The 19,928-nt window shown below is 44.0% G+C and carries 24 protein-coding genes and 2 tRNA genes; 7 read left to right on the top strand and 19 right to left on the bottom strand.

The window, feature by feature from the left end:
• Nucleotides 1-14 precede the first annotated feature (14 nt).
• The 13 genes from KSK55_RS14565 to KSK55_RS14505 all read right to left on the bottom strand — a co-directional run bounded on the left by KSK55_RS14565 (nt 15) and on the right by KSK55_RS14505 (nt 8,561).
• On the bottom strand, nt 15-1,121 hold the full coding sequence (locus KSK55_RS14565) for a radical SAM/SPASM domain-containing protein (RefSeq protein WP_218607429.1): 1,107 nt from the start codon (nt 1,119-1,121) through the stop codon (nt 15-17).
• 30 nt (nt 1,122-1,151) lie between these two features.
• Entirely contained in the window at nt 1,152-1,970 is an 819-nt protein-coding gene (locus KSK55_RS14560) for a flavodoxin family protein (protein WP_218607428.1), read from the bottom strand.
• Entirely contained in the window at nt 1,967-2,860 is an 894-nt protein-coding gene (locus KSK55_RS14555) for a metalloregulator ArsR/SmtB family transcription factor (protein ID WP_214420910.1), read from the bottom strand. The genes KSK55_RS14560 and KSK55_RS14555 overlap by 4 nt, the downstream gene beginning before the upstream one ends.
• Nucleotides 2,861-3,079: 219 nt before the next feature.
• A complete protein-coding gene (locus KSK55_RS14550) occupies nt 3,080-3,631 on the bottom strand; it encodes a flavodoxin family protein (RefSeq protein ID WP_218607427.1) in 552 nt (183 codons plus the stop codon).
• 71 nt (nt 3,632-3,702) lie between these two features.
• The gene (locus KSK55_RS14545; protein WP_218607426.1) at nt 3,703-3,948 is read right to left on the bottom strand and encodes a ribbon-helix-helix domain-containing protein; all 246 of its coding nucleotides are present in this window, start codon (nt 3,946-3,948) and stop codon (nt 3,703-3,705) included.
• An 80-nt stretch (nt 3,949-4,028) separates the two neighbouring features.
• Entirely contained in the window at nt 4,029-4,256 is a 228-nt protein-coding gene (locus KSK55_RS14540) for a hypothetical protein (RefSeq protein WP_218607425.1), read from the bottom strand.
• Between the two features lie 24 nt (nt 4,257-4,280).
• The gene (locus tag KSK55_RS14535; protein WP_218607424.1) at nt 4,281-4,907 is read right to left on the bottom strand and encodes a DUF2953 domain-containing protein; all 627 of its coding nucleotides are present in this window, start codon (nt 4,905-4,907) and stop codon (nt 4,281-4,283) included.
• Nucleotides 4,908-4,917: 10 nt separating this feature from the next.
• Nucleotides 4,918-5,313, bottom strand: a complete 396-nt coding sequence (locus KSK55_RS14530) for a GerW family sporulation protein (protein WP_218607423.1) — start codon at nt 5,311-5,313, stop codon at nt 4,918-4,920.
• A gap of 186 nt (nt 5,314-5,499) precedes the next feature.
• Nucleotides 5,500-6,165, bottom strand: a complete 666-nt coding sequence (locus KSK55_RS14525) for a DUF4013 domain-containing protein (RefSeq protein WP_218607422.1) — start codon at nt 6,163-6,165, stop codon at nt 5,500-5,502.
• 265 nt (nt 6,166-6,430) lie between these two features.
• Entirely contained in the window at nt 6,431-6,589 is a 159-nt protein-coding gene (locus tag KSK55_RS14520) for a hypothetical protein (RefSeq protein ID WP_218607421.1), read from the bottom strand.
• 160 nt (nt 6,590-6,749) lie between these two features.
• On the bottom strand, nt 6,750-6,950 hold the full coding sequence (locus tag KSK55_RS14515; RefSeq protein WP_218607420.1) for a hypothetical protein: 201 nt from the start codon (nt 6,948-6,950) through the stop codon (nt 6,750-6,752).
• Nucleotides 6,951-7,131: 181 nt separating this feature from the next.
• Nucleotides 7,132-8,313, bottom strand: a complete 1,182-nt coding sequence (locus KSK55_RS14510; RefSeq protein ID WP_218607419.1) for a bifunctional 5,6,7,8-tetrahydromethanopterin hydro-lyase/3-hexulose-6-phosphate synthase — start codon at nt 8,311-8,313, stop codon at nt 7,132-7,134.
• An 88-nt stretch (nt 8,314-8,401) separates the two neighbouring features.
• A tRNA-Trp gene (locus tag KSK55_RS14505) sits at nt 8,402-8,561 on the bottom strand.
• 89 nt (nt 8,562-8,650) lie between these two features.
• Here KSK55_RS14505 and KSK55_RS14500 point away from each other — a divergent pair.
• Nucleotides 8,651-10,366: an AMP-binding protein gene (locus KSK55_RS14500; RefSeq protein WP_218607418.1), complete on the top strand. Its 1,716-nt coding sequence runs from the start codon at nt 8,651-8,653 to the stop codon at nt 10,364-10,366.
• Here KSK55_RS14500 and KSK55_RS14495 read toward each other — a convergent pair whose 3' ends face one another.
• Nucleotides 10,367-11,038 (bottom strand): flavodoxin family protein, encoded by a 672-nt coding sequence (locus tag KSK55_RS14495; protein ID WP_218607417.1) that lies wholly within the window; start codon nt 11,036-11,038, stop codon nt 10,367-10,369. It abuts the gene before it with no gap.
• Between the two features lie 181 nt (nt 11,039-11,219).
• On the opposite strand from KSK55_RS14495, the gene KSK55_RS14490 reads away from it, so the two are divergent.
• The 4 genes from KSK55_RS14490 (at nt 11,220) to KSK55_RS14475 (ending at nt 14,858) form a co-directional block, all read left to right on the top strand.
• Complete coding sequence (locus KSK55_RS14490) at nt 11,220-12,509, top strand: phenylacetate--CoA ligase family protein (protein WP_218607416.1); 1,290 nt, start codon at nt 11,220-11,222, stop codon at nt 12,507-12,509.
• Nucleotides 12,509-13,810, top strand: coding sequence for a phenylacetate--CoA ligase family protein (locus KSK55_RS14485; RefSeq protein WP_218607415.1), 1,302 nt, complete (start codon nt 12,509-12,511; stop codon nt 13,808-13,810). The genes KSK55_RS14490 and KSK55_RS14485 overlap by 1 nt, the downstream gene beginning before the upstream one ends.
• Nucleotides 13,811-14,245 (top strand): ACT domain-containing protein, encoded by a 435-nt coding sequence (locus KSK55_RS14480; RefSeq protein ID WP_214420880.1) that lies wholly within the window; start codon nt 13,811-13,813, stop codon nt 14,243-14,245. It begins immediately after the preceding gene.
• A gap of 73 nt (nt 14,246-14,318) precedes the next feature.
• Nucleotides 14,319-14,858, top strand: coding sequence for a DJ-1/PfpI family protein (locus KSK55_RS14475; RefSeq protein WP_214420879.1), 540 nt, complete (start codon nt 14,319-14,321; stop codon nt 14,856-14,858).
• A 61-nt stretch (nt 14,859-14,919) separates the two neighbouring features.
• On the opposite strand, the gene speD is transcribed toward KSK55_RS14475, so the two are convergent.
• The 5 genes from speD to KSK55_RS14450 form a co-directional block, all read right to left on the bottom strand.
• A complete protein-coding gene (gene speD, locus KSK55_RS14470) occupies nt 14,920-15,360 on the bottom strand; it encodes an S-adenosylmethionine decarboxylase (protein ID WP_214420878.1) in 441 nt (146 codons plus the stop codon).
• A gap of 517 nt (nt 15,361-15,877) precedes the next feature.
• Nucleotides 15,878-16,468 (bottom strand): DUF5803 family protein, encoded by a 591-nt coding sequence (locus KSK55_RS14465; RefSeq protein ID WP_218607414.1) that lies wholly within the window; start codon nt 16,466-16,468, stop codon nt 15,878-15,880.
• Nucleotides 16,423-17,631, bottom strand: coding sequence for a threonine synthase (gene thrC, locus KSK55_RS14460; RefSeq protein ID WP_218607413.1), 1,209 nt, complete (start codon nt 17,629-17,631; stop codon nt 16,423-16,425). Before thrC ends, KSK55_RS14465 begins: the two co-directional genes overlap by 46 nt.
• A gap of 76 nt (nt 17,632-17,707) precedes the next feature.
• Nucleotides 17,708-18,334, bottom strand: a complete 627-nt coding sequence (locus KSK55_RS14455; protein WP_214420875.1) for a response regulator — start codon at nt 18,332-18,334, stop codon at nt 17,708-17,710.
• A complete protein-coding gene (locus KSK55_RS14450) occupies nt 18,334-18,693 on the bottom strand; it encodes a roadblock/LC7 domain-containing protein (protein ID WP_214420874.1) in 360 nt (119 codons plus the stop codon). The genes KSK55_RS14455 and KSK55_RS14450 overlap by 1 nt, the downstream gene beginning before the upstream one ends.
• Before the next feature lie 225 nt (nt 18,694-18,918).
• On the opposite strand from KSK55_RS14450, the gene KSK55_RS14445 reads away from it, so the two are divergent.
• Together KSK55_RS14445 and KSK55_RS14440 are read left to right on the top strand one after the other, a co-directional pair.
• Nucleotides 18,919-18,991: transfer RNA gene (locus KSK55_RS14445), tRNA-Pro, on the top strand.
• Nucleotides 18,992-19,013: 22 nt separating this feature from the next.
• Entirely contained in the window at nt 19,014-19,883 is an 870-nt protein-coding gene (locus KSK55_RS14440) for a damage-control phosphatase ARMT1 family protein (RefSeq protein WP_218607412.1), read from the top strand.
• The last annotated feature ends 45 nt before the right edge of the window (nt 19,884-19,928 follow it).

Genomic DNA, 19,928 nt, shown 5'->3' with positions numbered 1-19,928 from the left:
TCGTGTATAGTGATTCAGGATTGTGAAAGAATCTCCCCCACCCACTCCTGATTTTCATGAAGAGCACATCCACCCGCTGATTCTGTCAGCACTTCAGGCGTATCTCTCAGTCTTTGAAGAAACTGTGATTTCAATCCTTCTTTCAGTGGCATTTCGGTCAGGTTTGCATCAGAGAATGATGCTGCCGGACATGGCTCTAAATCTCCGGACGGACTGACATGCACAAATCCACGCCCTGCAGCAAGGCATCCCCCATAGTATGCTTCATCTCCGGGAAAACCAAGAAAGAGTGCCAGGTATTTCTGATTTAAACGGGCGAGTATGTCTGGAAGGTTTTTTTTCTGTTCATGGGTGAGGATGAGGTCTTCTGATCCGGATGTCATAGGAACATACTCGACATACGAAAATACCCTGATATGGGCATCAGTCATCTGCCTGATAAATACGTCACCGGTGACTATCTCAAGATTTGCACTGGTTGCCGTGATTGAGCAGCCAAAGAAGATGCCACGGGATTTGAGCAGATTACAGGTGGCAAGAAGCCGGTCAAAGACTCCGTTCCCTCTTCGAGCATCGGTCTCATCCCGAAGTCCTTCAAAACTTATCAGGGGGACGATATTCCGGCATGATGTAAGGGTGTCAACCATCTGTTCATCAATCATCAGGCCATTGGTAAAGACCGGAAAGAGTATATTGGGATTTGTCTGGGCAATACGGATTATTTCAACTACCCGGACAAGTGGTTCACCACCGGCAATGACGATGATGGAGACTCCCAGTTCTACAGCCTGGTCAATGATTGATGTGAGCATTTCAGGGCTCATTTCTGATCTTGGATTCTCCTTTCTGGCATGCATGTAGCAGCCTTTGCAGGTAAGGTTACATCGTGAGGTGATGCTGATTATCATAACCGGTGGGACCAGAAGTCCTCCTTTCTCATGCTGTAATCGGATTTTTGCTGCTTTCTTCTGGTACCGGAGAATTCTTCCTGCAGGAATAATAAGTGAGGGATCGGCGCCGATTATCCGGATTGCATGATTGATGACCTCACCGATGGTTGTGTTGAAGAGATCCCGGTACTGTTCCTGTTCTGCGTGGGGGGAGAGTATCTGATCAGTCATAGAATCCTCCGTCGATGAACCTTGTTTGGATCATTCGTTGGCACCCGGATTCTGAATCAAATCTTTTCGCACTTTTTTAGCCGCAATCCATTCGACAAGAACCCCGATGGCATGGGAGAGGGGATTGACCGGAACAGGAACAAAAAACTTCACCTTTTTGTCAAGCCATCCTTTTTCATTCCAATAGTGGTAGTCTGCAGGAGACAAGGCCTTGAGCTGGGAAAAGGCTGCACGCTGTCCGTGAAAGATAATGACATCTTTCAGTCCCGGAGATCTTCTCCTGGTTCGCTTCAATGCAGCGGAAAAGGTATGAGCTGTTTGTTGCAGGGTTTTCCTGTTTCTCTCTGCAAGGTGGGCAGGGACCGGAATTGGTGTAACCATTCCTGCTTTTCCAACGACCTCAAACCCCCAAATGCCTACTACATCTGCCAGGTATTTCAGCACATCCTCATGTCCGAGTGCTCCGGTGGTTGCGATAAGAAAGGCCTTTTTATCAAAATATTCCGGCCGGTGGAACGTAAAAGAGAGCCGGTCTATCATGAGTTTCAACTGGCTTGGTACATTCATTGCATAAACTGGGGATGCAAAAATGACTGCATCGGCCTTTCTCATCTTCTCCTGAATTCCTGGGATATCATCATGGATGGGACATGCCTGTTCTCCTTTAGTGAAACAGAGAAGACAGCCTCTACAGGGATGCAGGTTGAGGTCTTTCAGCCAGATATATTCACATTGAACCGGAATCTCCTGCTCCAGGTACTCTCTGAACATTTCACATGCATGGAACGTGTTCCCTTTCCGGGGGCTTCCCATGATGATCAGGATATGTTTTGGATCTGTGGTGCTCATTTCTCCTCCGAATCCAGTGTTTTTGTGGTATCTCCGAATGGTTGTGCCTCAATGATTCTTCGGAGAATTTCTCCCCCGGCATCAGGATTCTTTGTGTCCTCTGAGGTAAGTGAGATCTCTAGGGCAACGATGGCGCCGCGGCGGGTCAGCGATTCCTTCAGAATCGGGAGAGCTTCGCCCGGCTGATTGGAACAGGTAGTAATAACCACGACTCTCTTTCCCTCACATCCCTTCAGTGCCTGGACAGCAGCATTCATGGCAGGAGCAGGTTTCCATGCCCAAACCGGTGTTCCCATTACGATGAGATCATACGGTGAAACATCGATAGTGTCTGGTTCAATCGGATCACATGCCATCTTCCTGGATCGAAAAACTCCCGTGGTGTATGCTGAAAAGGAAGAATAGGGTTTTTTCGTTCTGACCTCAATGAGATCACACCCGCTGGCATTTCGTATCTCTTCAGCAATATGGCGGGTAATCCCTGAATATGAATAATAGATAATACATGCCCTGAATCCCTGATCTGGTGATGATTTCCGGATAAGTTCTCGGTTGCATCTTCCCATGACACTCGAATACATCAGCTCAAAATTATCCCGGAATTCCACCATCCGGTCGCGGTTTATAGTATAGTATATATAAAATCCATTCCGGCGTGAATCAACAATGCCTTCTGATTTGAGGGTTTTTAAATGCTGGGAAACTGCAGGTTGGGAGATACCAAGTCTGGTTGCAAGTTCAGACACCCCCAGTGTACCGGTCGTGTCAGTGGTCAGGAGATATATTATTCTCAGTCTGGTGAGATCACCAAGGGCTTTGAAAACGCCTGCCATTTTTGGAACGATCTCACAGAGTTTTGTACACTCTTCACACTTGTTGCATATATCCATAGGTTAGCATATAGGTATTTGCTTATTTAGTTATATATTTTTCAGAGACCATGACATCACATCCCCTTTAACATTAACAGTAAAAGATGACATAATACAAATTCAATTACTGATATCCTCGAATTGTTGCATGTAAATGAATAAAAACGAAATTATCTAGAAAAAAGATGGAATCTCCCTACTCTAAAAAATTTTTGAATTATCTGGAGGAAGTGGTTTTCATTTCTGAGGTATCCCATCACATTCCCGCACTGCATCCTGAATGGCTTTTAAGGTCATAGGATTATCAAGAACTTTCCCCTTCTTTTCGCTTGATCCTTCAACGGTCGCGATGATGTTCATTTCATGATCTATAGCCCAATGCCTCATAGAATCAATGGTATGTCCAGTCCCTTCTTCTGCACAGGTGGCAACGAGAATGATATTTTTGCCTTTCAACATTTTTTTATGCCAGAGTGAATAGGTCCGATCAAAAAGGCCTTTTATCTGGGCACTCACATCAGAGAAATAAACAGGAGAACCTAAAATAATAAGGTCACTCTGGATCATTTTCAGGGCAACCTTTCCAAAATCATCCCCAATAACACAGTTGTCTTTCTTTTTACATTTTAAACAGGATCTGCAGGGGTAAATATTCATCTCCGAGATATTGAAGAATTTATTTTTGTAATCCGGTATTTCTGCAGATTTAAATTCTTTATCAAATCCTTTGAGGATTGTTTCTGTGTTTCCATTTTTCCTATGGCTTCCAATGATGCTGACTATTCTCATATCGTATACCTCACATTGAAATGCGATAAATAGTTGTATTATAATCCATCATACAATAAATAATACACCAATTATTTTTTTAGTTCTAATTTTTTTCCACATCTACAACAATACTTTGCATCAATCGGATTCTGGTAGTTGCACGGCCAGCATAATCCAGGGATGGGGGGATTTAATTTTTCTACAAGGATAGCAATGATCGCTTCTGACATAGAATTGAGTTCATATTCAGATACATACCCGTCAAGAGCTTCTTTCAGTTCAATAGGCATCCGAAGTGATACACTTACATGTGTTTTGACCTTTGTTTTTGCCACGTATTAAAATATGTATTACAACAAAGATTAATAATTGCATTACTCAATATCGGTAAATCAATTGCCAATCAATCATCTTTTCAGGATTCCTGACGATTTAACACAGATAACAGAATATCTATATCCGGAATCTCGTTATCAAAAGAGACAAAGAACCATGATAGATCTTCCCGAATAAAGAGAGCACACGGTTCAACTGCTAGTATTCCCCCTTCAGGATCTGTCCAGACAAACACCCTAACAACCAAATACAGCTCTCTTCCTGCTAGAAAAATTGGAGGGCTAAGAATCTGAATACGGGAATTCATGATTGTTTGTTTCATTTGAATTCATCATCCATGTTTTTTCAATATTTCAGGAAGAAAACGCCGGCATATTTTCACAATCAAGGAGATAGGAGTAATTATCAGGCAGCGGAGTGATATTTCTCCATCCAATGCTGGTTTATCAAAATCAGGAACAATGCAGATGTCATACCGAACCGGGATTACAGGAATGATTGCCTGCATATATCCAAACGCCAGTCCAGTAGTAAACGGATCCCCACACCCGACCCTGGCATGACATGAGAGGAAATCAATCCGGAAATATTGAGTGAATCGTCTTATACTCTGTAAACCAATCGGAAACCATTTCATGATCGATGAAACATCATGGTGATGAAAACCATCATCTTCTATCTGTTCTCCTGACCGATCCTCGGATTGTTCGGAAGGAGGAATTGTAAACAGGAATAACCGTTTCTTACATATTCGTAGTTCTCCGGTCATAATTCCATCATAAGCCAGAGCTACACTAAATGGTCCATAACCAAAAGCACCTTCTCCGGATAAAATATTCGAATTTCTGGTCCCTGAAAGCGTTATTGCCAGGGGGAGGGTATAAAAAAAACGAGCGAGAAGAAGAAAAATCACTATAATCCCGGCCGGAATTACTATGTCACCTGCCGGAACTATCATAATTATTCCCTTATTCGCTTGTTTCTTCGGGTTTTGTTTCGGTGGATTCAGAATCCTTCTTTTTTATTAACTCAATAACCTGGGGAACGAGTGATTCACTCAGGGCAGTAATAACCTGAGCAACGGGGTTTTCCTTCTTGAGAGAAAAAACCTGAACCCCTTCAGCTCCTTTGATTTCTTTATGAGCAACCAGGAGGGCTAACGGCTCAATTCCCCCTCCTCCTCCAGCTCCGGCTCCATCTCCATCTTTCCCTTTCCCGCTTCCGGCACCAAACCCAATACCAAACCGGGTTACAGGTATGACCATTTTATCACCAAGATCAATGGGTTCTCCCATAATTCGCTCTGCTGAAATGAGTTTACTCAGCTCATTAGCCGCTTCTCGTAATACTTCTTCTGTTGACATATATGATACAAGTATATCAGATACTATAAAGGTATGCCATGATGAAGAGGGGAAAAAATTCATGAGATTTTGTGGAATTTCAGCGATTTTATGTGTTAAATATCACAACAAGGATGATCCTTCACAGGATATTTAAAGCACATCTAAAAAAGGTGTGGTTTTTGTGGTTTTTTCAGTTGCAGAGTCTCAGGCACCCTGATCATAGATCAGGGAATAGTACCGTGAGGTCATCATGACGATATATGGAGCGATAATAAGATTTATTATACCCCCAATTACAGGAATTAAGCCTAATACCGCATAGATTATGAAAATAACGATGAACAACACGATGAGTGCAATAAGGTATGAACCCCACCCAATTTTCCCGATAGTGTTTGTGATCTCACCAAATGCAAATGCCTGTCCCATGCTTCCGGTTCTGGCAAAACGTACCATACCAATGATTGCAAACAATGAGAAGATGAATGCAACAATGATGAAGATAATCATTGAGATGCCAAATGAAGCCAGGAGCATGCCCATGTAAGCAGCCGGGTTTTCCACATTCATGCCAAACATAGCTGCACTCCCAAATCCGCCACTTAAGGCAAATATCGCAACTCCAATGATAATCGGGATAATCATATACACTATTTCAATGATGAGCATCTTGATCCCGTCGATAAACATACCAAGATATTCACCGGGTTCCGGAGCAGGTGTTGTTCCTTTCATTATCCGGAGTGAATACCCCATTATCAACGGAAAGATAATCGATGCGATGATGAGAATAATCCATCGAACCCATTTTCCAAACAAACCTTCGTTTGCATAGCCAAATGAGTCGCTAAGTAATTCGCCAATTCCCATTTACTATCACCTCTGTAAAGGTAAGAGAGAACTCGACTTTTTGGTATATATATGTATTGCATTGTTGATAATGAATAGGCATATAACTCTCAATATTCTATGGACATCGTATTGAATTGCCGTTCAATCAATTCAGGAAAAAATTGGCTCAACGAGCGGTAGAAATGATTACAGACAGGTATAAAATATCTATCTAGGATAGCAAAAACACAGATTTCACATAAATAGTTTAAATTTGTGAGAGAATGATGAATCACGAGTTATTTTACATCCCCCAAACGGTTATGAAGAGCCGGTTCATTTCTCCACTCATATCAGGCTCTTTTTTCTCACAAAATACCTTCTCATCCCACGGTACTTCCTCTCTCCGGTCAATAACAACGAGATCCGCCTCATCAGCACCACATCGATCAGAATACTTCATCACCTGGTTCATCCAATCTACAATTTTCTGTTCACGGGACTAAATGTTGATGTATCACTCTTTTTTAAAGTTCATTGATAAGAATAGAATCTAATAGATACATCAAGGATATCCCAGCCGAATCAAAATCCATGAATTAGAATATGAAATTTTGAGCGATTTACCTGGCCCGGCAAGCAGCGGCTTTGCTCCGGTCATTTTCGTATATCAAGGGATCAATATCGTATTCAAGAAAACGCCGAGTATCATCTTTGGTGAGAGTTATTGATGTATTGAAAGGTTCTGCTATTTTAATATCTCCTGATATAAGTGAAATATCTGATGCTCGAAGATTTAACAATATTAAAAGATATAAGGGCATGAACGTATTCTTCTTATCCCTTTGTGGTTCGGGATTATCATGTAGGATCACCACCCAATAAGGAATGGATATCAAAAAACTGAAGAAACCGAGTGAAGCTACAGTAGGATAAAAAAATTGATGATCTGAACAGACCACTTCACCAGAACATGAAAATGCTGGGCATTTTTTTGTTCTGGTATTAGAAATCGGTCATAATTCTAAACTGATCGATCTCTTCCTTATTGAGCTGCTCAAGGAATTCCTCGGCAGCATGTCTGACATCCTTGCTGGCGGTAATTGCTCTGCCGACCACAAGAATATCTGCACCGGTTTTGAGTGCTTCCTTGACAACCGGGACACGGATACCGCCGGCGGTTGCGACCAGGAGTTTTCCACCTGCTGCCTTCTTGATGTCACCTATGTTGCCCCATGCATGGGATGTGTGTTCTGCATCAATGGCACGGTGAAGCTCAACGATGTCAGGCTTGACCTTCAAGCTTGCGATAAGACCAACCGGGTCTTCGACGTTGAGCATGTCAATGACTGAGTAGATACCAGTCTTGCGTGCCTCGGTAATTGCTTTCTCGATGGTAGATGCCGGAGCAAGACCTGACATAACCACTGCATCAGCAGATGAGTCGGCTGCCATCCGGGCCTCAAGGTTACCGGTATCAAGAATCTTCATATCGGCGACGATAAATGCGTTTGGCTTTATTGCTCGGATCTCGCTGATAACCTGCAGTCCGAACTTCTTGATGAGTGGGGTTCCTGCTTCGATGATCAGGTGGTCATTCTCAGGAAGTGATGAGAGCACTGATCTCAGTTTGCCCATGTCAACAATATCGAGGGCAACCTGAAGGTATGGTGGATCCCACAGGCGCGGAACCTTAAAGCCCATAACCGCATGAGCGGCGCGGTCTTTTTCGTGGATCAAAGTCTTTTCATCAGGGAATTCCTCAAATGCACGAGATATTGCAAGTTTTGTTGCTCCGTAGTTGTACCGATAAATCCGATTATAGTCTTTTGCTGATGGATGAAGGAAAGCGCTGGCTAGAATACAGATATCGTTGATATTTACATCGCCAAAAAGCCCTTCTTCAACCGCATCAGCAACCGCCTTGGCAACTGCTGCCTGGACAGGCCCGAACATCTGGTTTACCTGTCCCTCATGTTTCAGGGTGACCTTTGGAATGACGACTGTTGCCGGTTTCGTAAGCAGATTTGGTCTTACTACAGCCAGAAGAGGGGTGTGTCCGGCAGAGAGCTGTGAGAGGGCATTTGCAAATGCAATCCCGACCGGACCGTTCTTATCTCCGACGATCAGGTCAACATGAGCCAGTTCGGAACCTTCGCCGATCAGGGCTTCGCCTATTAGATACATATGATAACCTTCCCCTATATTTCAGCGACCAGACTATAAATCAACAGCGCAGCTTATGGTCTGCGTACTCTGATGTTCGTAAAACAGGTGGGGTCGGTGAGATTTGAACTCACGATCGACGGGTCTCTCCGATATGCATCAGTGCTCCAACGGATCATCATCAAATCAGAAGACCCATTTGTCATCATCTGCACCGGAATGCAAAGACCGCTGGAGCCCGTCGCCATGCCGGACTAGGCCACGACCCCTGTGCTCATATACGTAGTCTGAAAGCTGATTTAAAGATTATGATCATCAGTCGTGACTGATAAATTCAGGGAGTTCCCACCTGAGATCAATGGATTCAAAGGCCACTCCCGAACTGAGTTATGCCTGTGGGACTGCCGAGGTTCCTCTACTCGGGCAGACTATCGGTGAAATTCTAAATGAAATCGCAGAACGGTATCCTGACAATGAGGCGCTTGTATCACCAGAACAGGAGATCAGATTAACCTACCGGCAGTTTCGGGAGGCGGTCGACAAAGTAGCCCGCGGGCTTATGGCTCTTGATGTAAACAAGGGTGACCGCGTCGGTATCTGGGCGATGAATTATGCAGAATGGATTGTTGTTCAGTTTGCAACCGCCAAGATCGGGGCAATTATGGTCAATATCAACCCCTCATATCGGACATTTGAACTTGAATATTGTCTGAAGCAATCTGAAATCAAGTTACTCATCCTGCAAGGGCGATTTAAAACATCAGACTATGTCGGAATGTTTTATGAAACATGTCCGGAGGCATATGAATCACGACCAGGGCGCATTTTATCTGAAAAGTTTCCCTTCCTAAAAACCGTGGTCTTCATGGGTGATATTCCTTATAACGGAATGTACCAGTGGGATGACCTGCTCAAGAAAGCAGACAGTATCAGCCAGGATGAACTAATTGAGCGGGAAAATGCTCTCGATTTTGATGATGCAATCAATATCCAGTATACCTCCGGAACCACCGGCTATCCAAAAGGAGTGGTGCTTACTCATCACGGGGTTTTAACCAATGGATATATCATCGGTGAAGGGATGGGATTTACCGAGAAGGACCGTCTCTGCATACCTGTTCCGTTTTACCACTGTTTTGGTATGGTCCTCTCAAACATGGCCTGTGTATCGCATGGTTCAACCATGGTCATCCCAGGCCCGGCTTTCGATCCTGGCGATGTCCTCAAGACCATCGAAGCCGAGCGGTGCACGGCGGTGCACGGTGTTCCCACCATGTTTATTGCTGAACTTCGCCACCCCGATTTTGCAAAATTTGACCTCCGCTCACTTCGGACTGGCATCATGGCCGGATCTCCCTGCCCTATTGAGACAATGAAAGAAGTCGCAACAAAAATGCACATGTCAGAAGTAGTCATTGTATATGGTCAGACAGAACTTTCACCAGGCGTTACCATGACAACCACCCGCGATCCGATTGACAAACGTGTGGCGACTGTTGGCCGGGTATTCCCCCATACTGAGATAAAGATCATCGATCCAGAGACAAAGAAAATTATCCCCCGTGGTGAGATTGGGGAGATTTGTGCCAGAGGATATATGACCATGCGGTGTTACTACAACAATCCGACCGCAACTCGGCAGGCAAAAGATGAACATGGCTGGGTCCATACCGGAGACCTGGGTTCGTTTGATCCTGAAGGATTTGTCCACATCGAAGGCCGGCTCAAAGATATGGTCATTCGTGGCGGAGAAAATATCTATCCACGTGAAATCGAAGAATTCCTTCACCAGCATCCGAAGATTGCAGATGTATATGTAATCGGGGTTCCGGATGAGAAGTACGGAGAAGAACTCATGGCCTGGATAAAACTTGAAGAAGGGGCATCCCTGACCGAAGATGAGATCCGTACATATGCTGACGGAAAGATTGCCCGGTATAAGATCCCCCGGTATTATGCCTTTGTGGATTCCTTCCCGATTACTGTATCTGGTAAGATCCAGAAGTTTAAAATGAGGGAGATGGGAATTGAGATGCTTGGCCTTCAGGAAGTTGCACAGATTAAAACTGCCTGATCATAACCACTTTTTTTGCACGAAATATGTGTATTCGTACGGCCATTCATCCTTTCTAAAGGAGACGAGTTGTTTCATCCGATCTAGCATGGCGTTATGACCTTCCTGCTGATCAGGAAACTCTGCTTTCGTAAGGATTGCATCAGCAAGCTGAATACCCAATTGATAAGATCGATCAATCCCCTTTTGAAACAATTCTTCGCCATCAGAAAGGTTTAATCCCACAGATCCGACAATAGAAGCACCCATGATAAAGAGCGACTGATTCAGATAATCTGCAACCTCTTGTGCTCCTGATCCTCCTGCTGTACTGACAGCCACAGAATACTTACCTAAAAGTCGCTGACAGTGAACAGTATCAGCCATTCTATCAAGTAACGATTTCATCTTTGCTGTAACATTATTGATATAATTCGGGCTGCTCATTACAATACCATCAGATTCAAGGATGACATCATATACATCAGAAAACTCATCCATGTGCACACAAGATCCGGTTTTATAACAGGTATCACAGGCTTTGCAATACTCAATCTCAAAATTATAGAGATCAATGTGCACTGTTTCACATCCTCCATCAGATGCACCACTTAATACTGCAGATAAGAGAAGGTCTGTGTTGCTTTTTTTCCTCGGGCTGCTGCTAATACCGACAACCTGCATATAATTCATAAAGGGAGTAAAAAAAGATAAATTAATGGATCATTTTTCTTGAGATACCAGGTCGCTGGTTTTCATTTATTTGTTTTGAAAGTTTCGTGCTGCGTGTTATCGTGTAACAAGGGTTATTCCTTGTCCCTCCCAAACCATATACCATAAACATCCATTCCAGGGTGTTCAGGATAATACGGTTATGTTCTGGGATGAGGCTATTGAGACGATAAAACCAGCAGAACTAAAAGTTCTCCAGGAAAAGCGTCTCCGTGAAACAGTTTCCCGTTGTGCGAATGTCGGTTTTTACCAGAAAAAGTTCAAAGAAGCAGGGATTCGTCCATCAGATATTCGAACAATAGAGGATCTCCAAAAGATTCCATTTACACGAAAAACGGATCTTCGTGACGGATACCCCTTTGGATTTCTTGCAGTCCCGCTCAAAGATGTTGTAAGAATTCACACCACTTCAGGGACGACAGGAAAACCAACTGTTGTTGGATATACGGCAGGAGATATTGACACCTGGTCATCTCTTATTGCAAGAAACCTGACCATGGTCGGCCTGACAAATGATGATGTCTTTCAGAATATGGTAAATTACGGAATGTTTACCGGCGGACTCGGATTTCACTATGGTGCAGAAAAAGCAGGCCTGACTGCGGTGCCAAGCGGTACGGGCAATACAAAACGACAGATTGAACTGATCCAGGACTTTGGTGTTACGGCGATTCATTGCACTCCAAGTTATGGTCTTCATCTTGCAGAGGCTGCAGCAGAGATGAAAATGGATCTCCCTTCACTCCGGGTAGGTATCTTTGGAGCTGAGCCCTGGTCTGAGAAGACTCGGAACGAACTTGAGGAGAAGCTGGGTGTTGAGGCGTTTGACAGTTATGGGATGAGTGAACTGTATGGTCCTGGTGTAGCCTTTGAATGCTCTGAACACAATGGACTGCACATCTGGCATGATTCGTACCTGGTTGAAATAATTGATCCACTGACCGGTGAAAGCCTTGGTCCTGGAGAGCGGGGAGAATTAGTCATAACTCCCCTGACAAAGGAGGCAATGCCACTACTCCGGTACCGGACCGGTGATATCACGATGATCATGGATGATGAGTGTTCATGTGGCAGAGGTCCGAAACTTGCACGGTTTACCGGAAGAAGTGATGATATGCTGGTTATTCGTGGAATTAACGTATTTCCCAGCCAGATAGAACATGTCCTTTTATCCATCCCGGAGGTAGGCAATCACTATATGGTTTATGTTGACCGGATCAACCATATGGATGAGATGACGATTGATGTAGAAGTTTCCCGTGAAAATTTTCACGGTGAACTTGCTGATTTAAAGAAAGTTCAAAATAAAGTGATAAAATCGCTTCGAGATGTCCTTGAGCTTCGGACAACGGTCCATCTTGTGGAACCAGGAACACTTCCAAGGTTTGAAGGAAAAGCAAAACGAGTCATTGACAGGCGGGGGTCTGACTAATGCGGTGCTGGGATCCAAGAATCGAGGAGATGCCGGTTTCCGATCTGCAGAAACTTCAGTATAAACTCCTAAAAACACTGGTATACCGGGTTTACAGTTTTTCTCCTTTTTATCACCAGCGCATGAAAGAGGCAGGAGTCCATCCGGATGATATCAACTCTCTCGCTGATATCACCAAACTGCCATTTATGTATAAAAAAGACCTCCGGGATACATATCCAGATGGGATGATTATGAGTGAGCAGGAAGAACTCGTCCGATACCATGTCTCATCTGGAACAACAGGAAAACCAACCGTTGTCGGTTATACTAAAAACGATATTTACAACTGGACTGAATCCCTTGCCCGCGCCCTTACATCCGCCGGATTGGGACGGGGAGATGTCATGCAGGTTAGTTATGGGTATGGCCTTTTCACCGGGGGACTTGGGTTACATTACGGGGCAGAACGGATTGGTGCAACAGTTCTTCCAACATCGGTCGGTAATACTGAACGCCAGATTGAGTTGATGCAGGATCTTAAAGTCACAGCAATTGCCTGCACTCCATCATACCTCCTCCACATGGGAGAAGTCGCCGAAAAGATGGGGATCTCAATAAAGAATGATACCCTTCTTCGTAAAGCGGTTGTAGGGGCAGAACCATGGAGTGAGCAGATGCGTATCCGGATAAAAGACAGCCTTGGGGTGGATGCATATGACATCTATGGTACCAGTGAACTTTCCGGACCGCTCTTTTGTGAATGTGAATATCAACAGGGCTTTCATGTCTGGGGTGACCTGATTTATCCAGAAATTCTGGATCCGGATTCACAAGAGCCATTACCCCCGGGGGAACGAGGCGAACTTGTTGTTACCATGCTCCAAAAAGACGGTCTGCCGATTATCAGATACCGTACAGGTGATGTAACCGCAATACGAGAAGAACCGTGCCCATGTGGACGGACACATCCACGACTTGAACGCCTCTCTGGACGGGTGGATGATATGCTTATTATTCGCGGGATTAATGTCTTCCCAAGTCAGATAGAGCATGCCCTCCTCGGAATCCCCGAAGTTGCAGAACATTTCATGATCGAGGTTGACCGGATAGGTGCTCTTGACGAGATGCTCATTAAGGTTGAACTTGCAAAAGAAGCCTTTTCTGATAAGATATCAGACCTGATGCGTACACGCAGGCATGTAGAAAAGATATTGAAGAGTGCTTTGAATGTCCAGGTTTCAGTAGAATTAACAGAACCAGGAACACTTCCACGGTTTGAAGGAAAAGCAAAACGAGTCATTGACAAGAGGTTGATTTAAATGAGTTGTGAACAGTATATGATCCGCCAGATCTCTCTTTTTTCAGAGAATAAACCAGGTCGTCTGGCTGCATTGGCAAAAGCATGTCAGGAAGAGAAAGTAAACATCCTAGCCTTTTCTATTGCTGAGGCAGAAGGATTTGGTGTCATAAGAGTACTTGTTGACAAACCCGACATCGCATTTCAAAAACTCACCTCAATGGGATTTAATGTGGCATTTACCCATGTTATCGCTGTCGAGATGAAAGATGAACCCGGCGGGCTGTTTGAGATTGCCTCAAAACTCAGTGATGCTAGGATCAATATCGAATACTCATATGCTTTCTCCGGAAAAAACAAGGCAGTTCTCATTTTACGAGTCGACCAGGTCGAAGAAGCAATCAGACTTTTGTTATCTCATAAATTCAGCCTGATTGCTTCAGATACTATTCAATAACCAACCTACTCTTTTTCTGGTATAGATCCATACCTTTATTGATTTGTGAGAAGACTTCCCTTCAGTGAGGAGCATGTCTATAGAAAAACGAATCCTGATTGTTATTGCACCCATGAAATTTCGTGATGAAGAACTCTCTGAACCGATTAAATATCTTGAAAAATTTGGGATAGGGTATGACATTGTCTCTACCAGAACAGGTCTAGCGGTCGGGATGCTGGGCGGTAAAGTCCTTATTGAAAAGACCATTCAGGATGTAATTCAGACAGGGATTTCTCCCTATTCCGGGATATTGATCGTAGGAGGAGGGGGATCACCTGATTTTCTCTGGAATAATCTGATGCTTATTGACCTGGTAAAAAAATTCGACCATGAAGAGAAGATTCTTTCAGCAATATGTCTATCTTCCGCAATCCTTGCCCAAGCGGGGGTTTTAAAAGGGAAACAAGCAACGGCCTGGAATGACGATGCTGCGATTACACAATTAAAAGAAGGCGGGGCAGTGTATAAACCCGACCCAATTGTCATTGATGGCCGAGTAATAACCGCAAACGGTCCTCCCGCTGCTCCAGGATTTGGAGAGAAAATTGTAAAAGCCGTAATGGCTTTATAACTCTATTTTGGATCAAACCGGTGGGCTTTAAAAAGGATAAAAGAAAAAGGGTATTGAGGGTTTAATCCCGGAATGCGATGTGAACGGTCACCTGGTCTGCACCAAAGAATTCACGGCAGAATTCAGCGGTGAGCTGTGGTGCATATTCTTTGCATGAGAAGATATCAATGTAGGCAGCATTGGTTTCATTTGCAAAGTGCGCACCGATGAGTGATGTTTCGATCAGCTGAGTCATGGAATATCCTGCTACCCGCTCACATGGCCCGAAGTTGATGATCTGTGGTTCCCCAAACCGCTTCATCTTGATAAGGTCACAAAGCTCAACAACAAACTCTCTGATCTTTCCTGCATCTCTGATGGTTTCCGGGTTGCAGTTTTTCAGATCAACACTGGTATAGAGGCCCCAGGCATTCCTGACTTTAAACTCCTCCATAATCTCCTGATCTGATTTTGCTGGTACGGTTGCGATTCCTTCTCTTGTTGGAACGAGTGTGTCTATCATGGTGTATCTCCTTTTGACTCAATCACGTGTATCCCTGAGGATTTAAGGTTTACTCTGATCAAAAGTGCCCGAATTGAGAAATCACTATTTTTGAGCGTTAAAAGCCATTTTAGGCGATTTAAAACCATTTTAAACAAAAAATCTCGGTTTATCCGTGAAATTTAATTTTAAGGCAGATCTGGGATTTTGATCTCTCCGTATAATCGAAATAAATCATTTCTAATCGTTTTTAAGGCTTGCGCGTAAATACAGGCATTTTTAATCAAACCGATCTCAATTAAACAAATTACAATCGCTCTTTCGACCAAAATGTAGGATTTAAGGAGATTATTTTTTATAAGAAAAAACGAAAAAATTGAGGTTTTTTACTTCACATTCGTAAACATACAACATGATGCCATACAGATCCTTCCTCATGAGATGGTTTTCATGAGGTGCCGCATTCAGTTGCCTCTTCTATGAGGGACCAAAAAGAAGAATCAGGGAAATGGATCATTCCGGGAGAAAGATCTGTGCGCTATTTTTTTCTGGAGAGGAAAAATGGCAGGAGCATTACTACAGCAATAATGAGCCAGAACTGGGCAAATAGATAGAGCAAATGTTCCTGCCCTTCATCATAGTACCGGAGTTCAACTGACCTGACCTGATCCCAGGATACCATGGTAGTATTATTGGTCAGATTTGTTGTTGATCCCGCAGGTTGAATTGAGGTAAGTAAAGGATTTCCAATATGGTACGGATGAGGGAGTGATACAGTTATGTTGGACGGCTCAGTAAAAAGAAACTGTAATGTGTTAGAAGTGATCGGAGCTTCATATCCAATCGTGTAGTTCCCTTTTGGGAAGGTCAGAATCCCACGGTCTGGAGTGACTAAGATATTGTCAGTTTCATTTCGGATCGTGAGATTCTTTGCCTGGAGGGGTATCCGTTCACCTACCATTCCAGGCTGAATAAGTTCATACCGGTCAGTATTATTGACCATCACGATGGCTTGATAGTTTTTTCCTCCGTCATCAACCGCGACCGAGATGGATGTCCCGGCCACCGGGATGATGAACAGGATCAGAGATGCAATGCAGCAAGCAATGATTCGAGTGTGGCTTCGCATTCGATTGGTGGAGCACATTGTTTTATTACCGTTTCCGGATCTTTGAGCAGGTGACCGGTGACCACGCACACAATCCGTTCGTCACGATCGATAACACCAGCTTCAACGAGTTTCTTCACTCCTGCAACAGATGCAGCAGATGCAGGTTCAACACCGATTCCTTCTTTTTGTGCAAGAGCACGCTGCATGGCAAGAATCTCATCATCGGTTACTGAATCAGCAGTTCCCTTGCTCATCCTTATTGCATTCAGAACCTTTTCTGCATTGACCGGAGCACCGATACGGATTGCTGTTGCAATAGTTTCTGGTGATGCTTCTGGAATTACCTCAGGCAGGTTTTCTTTGATTGCTTTCACCACTGGTTGTGATCCTTCTGCCTGTATGCCAGTCATCATTGGCATATGGTCAACAAATCCAAGTTCTGTAAGTTCTATAAGACCTTTGTAGACAGCTGATATATTCCCAGCATTTCCAACAGGCAGAATCATCCGATCCGGGACTTCCCCATCGAGTTGATCGATAGTCTCAAACCCAATGGTCTTCTGTCCTTCAAGTCGGTATGGATTGACAGAGTTCAGGAGATAGATACCTTTTTTCTCACAGAGGTCGCGGACCATCTCTAATGCCCGGTCAAAGTTCCCATGAATGGATATGACTTTGGCACCATGCATAAGCGCCTGAGCAACTTTCCCAAGTGCTACTTTTCCGGATGGGAGCAAAACAATGACAGGAATACCGGCCTTTGCCCCATAGACAGCAAGTGAGGCTGAAGTATTTCCAGTGCTGGCACAAGCAACAGATTTCATCCCAAGCTGGAGGGCCATGGAAACACCAACGGTCATACCCCGATCCTTAAAAGATCCGGACGGGTTCATCCCTTCATGCTTTGCGTATAACTCTTTGATTCCAAGCTCTTCACCAATACGTTTGAGATGGTATAGAGGGGTACCACCTTCGTAAAGAGTAACCGGACTACCTGAAACCGGGAGCAGTTCATGATATCTCCATACTGAGAGTGGTCGTTTCTGCCATTCTTTTCTGGTAATATTGATATTGGCAAGGTCATACCTGACCTCAAGAAGGTGTCCGCATTTGCTGCAGGAATAAATCACGGCATCAGACCGATAGGTTGCCCCACAACCAATGCATACGAGATCAAACATAGGAAAAAAGGTTAGCATCTTTTCTTACTTCATACTGTGGGAGGGAATGGGGTTTAGAAAAGAAATGAACCAAGGATCAGGATGACCCCGAAAAGATCTCGCGGATCTGCCCCAGGCGCATCTCCTGGAATTTCATATTCGTCTCCATACTTTTTATTGCAATATTGATATCATCGGAGAATTTCATCGAAGGATCAGAGAGATCGTACGTGGTGGAAAGAAGCTTTAACAGACGCTTGGTAATCTCTGTACTTTTTACAAGCCGCCCATATTCATTGATAAGAGCATCATCAAATCCACCTTCTTTTGCCCGAACCATATCATCTGCGATCTGTTTCCGTCGGTTGATGACTCCTTCAATTGCTGCATAGAGCTCTGAATGGGTGACTGGCTTTAAGATGTAATCCTCGATGTACATCCCGTACTCCTGAGCTTCCTGAGGAGTCAGCTGTTTTGCAGTCAGCATCATCACGGGAATATCCTTTGTATCAAAATTCTGTTTTATCGCAACAAGGGTTTCCCATCCGTCCATGGGCTCCATCATGATATCCAGAAGAATGAGATCCGGAGTTACGGTTTTTAATAAATCAATACCTTCCGGGCCGCTATTTGCAGAATAAACGGTATATCCCCCTCTTTCAAGCATGGTTACAAAAATATCGACAATAAAAGGACTATCGTCGATCACCATTATTGTTGACATTAGAACGTCCCTCCCACATCTTCCGCAATTTCCCTGAGCATCCCGGTCATTTGTTGCAGATCCCATGCTGGGTCCACCAGGGCAGCTAATAAAATCTTCTCTCCGGCCCCCATTATTATCAAAATGCCATCCGGAGAATGAAGTGTGACCATTTCAGGTGATTGAATCTTCACAATAACTGCTGCAGATTCAGCTGAAGCAAGAAGGGTGGCACACATCGCTGCAAACCATGCTTCGTTAAAATCACCGGCAGAGTACCGGCCAAGCATGATACCATCACGGGATACGAGTGCACATAATTTGACCCCTTCAATCAGCCTGATATTTTCTATTATCCCTGCAATCTTTTCTTTTAGCATACCCCGCTCCCGTTACCTGCTGATAATACGATATAGTCACAGAGCTATATATTTAATGGTTTGTTGTTTTGGGATATGAGAATATAAGTTTCGATTCTCTCTCTGGTTTACCTCTCATCATGCGTCCCCCTCTGCCACACAATAGAATATTCTCAAAGGTTCCTGTTCCGGTCAGGTAAGAATGGGTAAGTACATATGGAACAGCTGAGAAAATAGTATGGAATTGGGGCCATAGGGTAGCCTGGCATCCTAGGAGACTGGGGGTCTTCTGACTCGAGTTCGAATCTCGATGGCCCCATTACATTTTTTCGGGGAATGAAATGAACCATGACCCACGTTGTTATGATTGCCTTCTTTCAAGGGTAGAACTTGAAATCGAACTGGTTGAATCAGACAAAAAATCAGATAAAAAAAAGATCAGTGACACCTACTCCCACGCAGAAGAGTTGATCAGATTTTTGCATACTACACCACTAACTCATCCGATGATTGCATCTGAACTTCATCGATCTATTTATCGTAAGCTGGGTAGCTCGGATCCTTTTTATGCGCTCAAGCAGGATTCAGATGAAGTGTCACGTAAGATTCTTGATGCCATATCTGGTCGTCTTTCAGGATTTCGCGATTATGTGCTTGCCAGTGTGATTGGCAATATGTTTGATTACGGAGTCAAAGGTCATGAGGTTTGTGCGGACTTTGTCTCATATTTCGATCGTGAATTTTCTAAAGGTCTCACTATTGATGATACTGAAAAGATTCTTCCGTTGTGCACGAATGTTCTTTATTTTACAGACAACTGCGGAGAGATCGTCTTTGATCAGGCTCTTATCTCCTGGCTTATTTCACATGGAAGTACGGTTACCCTGGTTGTCCGGGATGGGCCAATACTAAACGATGCCACCCTGGAAGATGCAAAACGACTTGGCCTTAATACGCAGGTTCATTCCATTCTTACAACCGGAGCAGGAGTTGAACTCGGTATCAGGTTTGACCTACTTCCAGAAGAAGTCAGAATCGCGCTAGAAAACTGCAGTATAATCATCTCAAAAGGCATGGCGAACTATGAAAGTCTTCGTGAAGAACAAGGACTTCCCCCGATCGCATATCTGCTCGCTGCAAAATGTAATCCAATCGCCGAGGAACTGGGAGTTAGTCGCGGGGATAAACTAGCAGTACTGAAAAACATCTGATCCTGACAAAACTAAGTTATTACATATACACATCTTTTTGGTTCA

The sequence above is a fragment of the Methanospirillum hungatei genome (assembly GCF_019263745.1).
Taxonomy (GTDB): Archaea; Halobacteriota; Methanomicrobia; order Methanomicrobiales; family Methanospirillaceae; genus Methanospirillum; species Methanospirillum purgamenti.
The sequence above is the reverse complement of the archived record's forward strand: the minus strand, read 5'-3'. Positions and strand labels throughout refer to the sequence as shown.